This is a genomic window from Planctomycetia bacterium (genome assembly GCA_021413845.1).
GTDB lineage: Bacteria > Planctomycetota > Planctomycetia > Pirellulales > PNKZ01 > PNKZ01.
Map to the genome: position 1 here is coordinate 1 of JAIOPP010000136.1, position 5,717 is coordinate 5,717.

4 protein-coding genes are annotated in these 5,717 nt (G+C 60.9%); 3 read left to right on the top strand and 1 reads right to left on the bottom strand.

Translation table 11 applies throughout. The features are described from left to right. On the top strand, nt 1-294 hold a 294-nt coding region (locus tag K8U03_23230; GenBank protein MCE9607810.1), incomplete at its 5' end, for a hypothetical protein. A 311-nt stretch (nt 295-605) separates the two neighbouring features. Here K8U03_23230 and K8U03_23235 read toward each other — a convergent pair. After that, nucleotides 606-938, bottom strand: a complete 333-nt coding sequence (locus tag K8U03_23235) for a hypothetical protein (GenBank protein MCE9607811.1) — start codon at nt 936-938, stop codon at nt 606-608. A gap of 526 nt (nt 939-1,464) precedes the next feature. On the opposite strand from K8U03_23235, the gene K8U03_23240 reads away from it, so the two are divergent. Both K8U03_23240 and K8U03_23245 read left to right on the top strand, forming a co-directional pair. Then, the gene (locus tag K8U03_23240; protein MCE9607812.1) at nt 1,465-2,808 is read left to right on the top strand and encodes a hypothetical protein; all 1,344 of its coding nucleotides are present in this window, start codon (nt 1,465-1,467) and stop codon (nt 2,806-2,808) included. 129 nt (nt 2,809-2,937) lie between these two features. Continuing rightward, complete coding sequence (locus K8U03_23245) at nt 2,938-4,935, top strand: hypothetical protein (GenBank protein MCE9607813.1); 1,998 nt, start codon at nt 2,938-2,940, stop codon at nt 4,933-4,935. The last annotated feature ends 782 nt before the right edge of the window (nt 4,936-5,717 follow it).

Here is a 5,717-nt window from a genome sequence, read left to right on the forward strand (position 1 = left end):
AGCGGCGCCTGCTGCATTACAGGGGCTTGTCCGAGCGCCGGCGTTGCGCAGCCCAAGGCCAGCAACAGCCCGGTGCGGAAGCACTTTCGCAAGCTCGTATATCGCCGAGCGATCGAATTGCGAGGCAAACAAGACAAAGACACACTCATTGATTCCACCGTCATCGTCAAAGGTCGACGTGGCAATTCCGCCCTCTTCGCTCGAGCCGCAGCAATCGCCGTCGCCGGCAACGCTACTGATTCGAGCGGCAAATACGACGTTATCGCTACAAAGCGAGACTTCGGATTTGCGTAATGGTTTATTCGACCTCTCCCCTTCAAAAATTAAACCGACTTTACCGTTCGTGCCGTTTATGCCCGTCGTGCTGAAAGCAACGCCTTCAGCGATGGCGTAGTAAATGCCGCATAACGACGGGAAAAACCAGTGACAGCGTCGGGATTCGAGCGGCTAAAAACTTCGCCGGAATAAAAGAACGAAGGGGTCGGATCTAGGAGATCCAACCCCTTCGCGTCACGAGGTAGTTCGTTGATGGATGGTCAGGTAAGTCGTTCTTGATCGAAGATGCCGTAGTAACACTGTCTTCCTGAGCACTTCGTCAGTTTCGACTACTCTCCTTCGGAGCCGCCCCAGGCTGCGACGTTCACGCATTTCGCCGAAGGGCAGTGATTGTTGTTGCCGTTGTCGCAGAAGTCGGCTTGATCTTGATAGCTGCCGCCGCCGCTTGAAGCCGCGTGGCCGGAAGTTCCGCTGTAGCAATACGATTGATTGACGTTCGAGAAGGCTTGGCCGACGTCGGCAAGTTCGGTGGCGACGGAGTCGCGAACGCTCTTCAGGCCGACGATCACACCGAGCACGAGGATCGTCGCGGCGAGCATTACTTCCGCCGAAACCACGGCACCGACTTCTTCCGACCAGAAACGATTGATGAGCTTTTGCATTGTCTGTTCCCCGGTTGTACTTGGTTGTCTTGTTGTTTCGATCGTCGCGGCGGTGACTCTCTCCAATCACCGTTGCGATGGTTAGGCAATAAAGCACGGCCTATGCCAAGCTCGAAAATCGCCTGCCGTGCCGGCCGCGAGTTCGATCGTTAAGCGCCTGCTCTGCAATGGATTGCGCGATTCGGAAAATCTCCCTTCGGGCGCAGATGCACGCCCCGCCTCCCTCTCGCTCGTTGCTTGCGGGCAACAGCGCTGCGGCAGCGCATGAGGTAAGTAGTCAACATTCGACGCGCCGACCGGATCCGCCGGGCCCTACGACCGTCACGGTCGTTAAAGACGGAATAACTTACTCAAGCAGACGACTCCGCCTACCCGATACATCGTGAAGAGTAGAGCGCCCTCCTTGTCTACCTGCGGTGTTGCTATGCATGGTCGTCGACGATTCCGTTTTGCTGCGGCTCTGGCTTGCACACCCTGGTTGCCGTCGGTTGTCGGCTTTGCCGCCGACCCATTGCCCGAGCCGATCGTGACCCGCGATCGCCAATTCGCGATTCCGTTTCAGCTCGACGCTGCCGACGCATCGCAAGCGGAAGCCCGTCTCTACTGTTCCGACGATGCCGGCAAGAATTGGAAGCTCGCTTCGCGCGCTAAAGCGCCGCTCGAAGCGTTCGACTTCCAAGCCGCAGCAGACAACGAATACTGGTTCGCCGTCCGCACGGCCGACATGGCCGGACGCGAATCTTCCACGGAAGCCCCGACGGCGGAGATGCGTGTGATCGTCGATACGCTTCCCACGAAGCTCGACGTCAAAGCCGAGCGGACGGCCGAAGGGCCGATCGTCGTCCGCTGGCAGATCGACGATGCGCACATCGCTCCCGACACCTTGAAGTTCTCCGTTCGAGCCGATGGCGGATCCGCGCAAGAGATCGAACCGCTCCGCTCGAAGCGTCGCTTGGATCGCCGCAGCGCATCCGGCGAGATGCAGTGGGTTCCGAAACCCGGCTCCAAAGACCTAATGCTGATCGCCGAAGTGCGCGATGCGGCCGACAACCCGACGACGATCGAAGTTCCGCTCGCCGCCGCTGCTAGTTCCGCTCCGTTGGCGACCGCGCCGCAACCGGCGCGCCTGCCCGAGCTTGCTCCCGTCGCCACGGCACCCGCCGCCGCACCGCCGGCCGGACCGGTCGCTTCGCTCCGCGATCCGACGAAGCCGATGTTGGTCAACTCTCCTTCGTTCGAGCTCGACTACGACATCGAACATTTAGGCAACACTCCCATCGCCAAAGTCGACATCTGGGGGACTCGCGACCGAGGTCGCAATTGGGTACTGCTCGGCCCCGACGACGATCGCCGCAGTCCTTGCGCCGTGAACGTCGAACGAGAAGGAATGTACGGCTTCGCGGTCGTCGTGACGGCCGAAGGAGGCGTGCAAGGCCGCATTCCTCAGCCCGGCGATGTTCCTGAAATCAATGTCGGAGTCGATCTCTCGAAGCCGAAGGTCCGCTTCACGACCGCCGAACCTTCGACCGATGGTCGGCCGTGCGCGATGCAAATCAAATGGGATGCGGCCGACGATCATCTCGGCCCGCAAGCGGTAACGTTGTCGTACTCCGCTGCGCCGCAAGGGCCGTGGAAGCCGTTGGTGATCGGCATCGGCTCGAGCGGAGTGCATCTTTGCGAGTTCGATCCGCAAGGGCCCGACTACGCTTACTTGAAGATCGAAGTTCGCGACGAGGCGGGCAACATCGGCTCGCACACGACGACCAACGCGATCCCGATCGAGAAGCGTCGGATGCAAGTCACCTTCGCGGGAGCGACCAAGCCCGAAGGACAATCGCAAGGTCCGAAGTGGTTCCACGTGTTGCAGTAAGACTTGCCGACGTTTGCCGAGAGCCGTCTTTTCCGGGGGATACATCGAGGCCGCAGCGCCCTGATGTAGGGAGATTTCCGCATGCGTTTGAGAGCAGCATTCCGGTCGATGATCATGGCGTGCGCCGCCATGTTCTCTATTGCGGTCGCGCAGGTTGCGTCGGCCCAGCAGTTCGCCGGCCAACAATTCACCGGCCAGTATCCCAACATCGCCCCGTCGCAAAGCGGCGGAGCAGGCTACTACGCATCGGCGATGCAAGCTTCCGGTCGGTCCGCTGGTCCGATGTCGCCACCTCCTTCGCTCGCGCGCAGCTATCCGGCAGCGCCACCCCGATTGCAGCCGACCCTTGCGCCACCGGCTTATTCGACACAGCCCCATTCAACACAGCCCCAGTCAATACAGCCGACTGCGCCAGGTCCGCTCGCCGGGTTGAAGTCGTCGCTCGGCAAGTTTGCGAATCCCGTTGCGCCTCCTATTCCGACGCCGCAATACAGTGCATCACAATTCAGTGCATCACAATACACGGCACCGCAATACACTGCACCTCCGAACTCCGCACCGCCGACGCAACCGGCTTGGCGGCAACAGTCGTGGATGAACCAAGCGCCGACCGCTGCGCCGACCGGCGTTGCTGTGAACCCTGCCACAGCTAATCCTGTTGCAACGAATCCCGCCTACGCGAACCAACCGGCCGCGTACCACGCTCCGGCATCGCCTTACGCGCAGTACGCTGCAAGCGTTGCCGCGCGGGCCGCATACTCGCCGCCGGCAAACACCGCCCATCCCCACTCGCCTACGGCTTACGCACCTGCCGCTTACACTGCCGCTCCAGCTAACACTGCTCCCGCGGCGGCGGCTGCGAACCGCGGCGCGAGCTACGGTGCTTCGTCGCTCATGGCGAGCAATCAACCGATGCTCGCGCCGGGCTTCGCACCAAGTCCGGCTCCCGGCTTTCCGACCGCTCCCGCCTACGATTCCGCCGGCCCGAACCCTTACGGCGCTCCCGGCATGCCTGGTGCCCCCAACTCTGCCATCTGGCAACAGCAGCAGCCGTCGGCCGTTCCCGATCCCGTTTCGACGGGCAACTTCGGCGGCATGCCTTACGGCGATCCAAGCATGATGGGCCAGCAATCGACCGGTTGCGCGCCGGAAGAAAACTACTTCGACCCAGGCGTTTATGATCCCGGAATTCGTAGTTGCGGACCTTGGTTCGCTTCCGTCTCGGGCCTGATCATGACGCGCGACGTGCCGAACAACGTCGGCCTCGCTTATGTCGGCGCCGATCCTCACGGCCCGAGCATTCTCAACACCGAAACCGCCGGCTTCGATTGGTCGGGCGGCGTCGAGGCAAAGCTCGGCAGGATGATCGGCGACCGCTGGGCGATGGAAGTCGTCTATTGGTGGATCGATCCGTCGAACGGCTTTCTCAGCGCTCGCAGCGAAGCGAACGACATCAACTCCCGTCTCGATATGTCGCAAGTGCTTTACGAAGGAACGCCGCTCAGCACGATCTACGAGAACTCGCACGAACAACGGGTCTATCGGGCCGACTCGTTCCAAAATGTCGAAGTCAATCTGCTGCAACAGGCTTTGGTCGTCGATCCGGCGAATCGGTTCGGCATCGCCTACTTCTCCGGCGTGCGCTACTTCCGCTATCGAGAGATCTTGGAATACTACGCCGTGCAAGCCGGTTCGGAATTCTCCGACAACGACGTCACCACGCAGAGCGCCTACCATATCCGCATGCGCAACTCGCTCATCGGCTGGCAACTCGGCGCTCGCGGCCACATGTATCTCGGCCAGCGGCTCCGCCTCTACGCCACGCCCCGCTTCGGGCTCTTCGCCAACGCGATCAGCCAGCAGCAAGATTTGTGCATGGTCATCAATCTGCATTCGACGAAGACCGACGTCGCGGTGCTCGGACAAATCGATCTCGGAGCCTCACTGCAGCTCACGCAATGTTGCAGCGTGTTCGCCGGTTATCGCGCGATGGGGATCGCCGGAGTCGCCAACGCCGACGACCAAATCGCACGGACCTTCGACTCGCTGCCGGACATGGCGCAAATCAACTCCTCGGGCAGCATCATCCTGCACGGCGTCAACACCGGCCTGCAGTTTCAGTTCTAAAGCCTTCTTATTGAATCTATGTACCTATGAATCCAACGGTGTAGGGTCGTAGCGGTGGTTCGACTTCGGGGGAAGGATCGAGCAACCGCTTACGAACGAACAGCGAGCCGAGCACTGACAAAGTGCTCGGCTCGCGTCGTTTAAAGTAGCAGGCACGTTCCACGTGCCGTAGCCACGTGCGCCGTTCGAGCGCGACGCACGATCGCGATACGTTGAGCGTCTTTCAATAGCCCCGGATGCATATCCGGGGCCGCAGCGTGACGATCGTTCCGTATCAACTGTGGCGGACGGCACGTGGAACGTGCCTGCTACGTTGTCGACATGGCCCAATTCTTCGCGTTGAATCTCGCGGCGCGTCGTGCGATGTTGAGCCGTGTGAGGAGACGAGACTCCGACCTCCGGTAGGTTTCGACACGTTGCCTATTTCGTTCACGCGAGACCGGCGACGACGAATCGCGATGGGGAACTTCGAGCCACGGCCGCGCCGCTTGTCGTCGCCGGGGCTGGAACGAATCGAGCGCTAAGCTCGGTCCCTCGCGACGATGGTCGATCGAACGAGAAAGCAAATCGTTCGGTGTCTCTTTCCGGCCTGCGGTGGGTATGGGTTTGCTTCGGCAAACACGCACGCATCGCGATCCTCGGTCGTCTTGCGTTCGTGGATGAAACGCAAAACGACAACCAACGAGGATCGAAACTTGCACGACGTTCTCTGCGAAGTTGCAACATCGCAAAGATCGCTTCGCTGCCTTGGGCGTCGTCCGGTGCGTCGTCGCGCGAGCCAG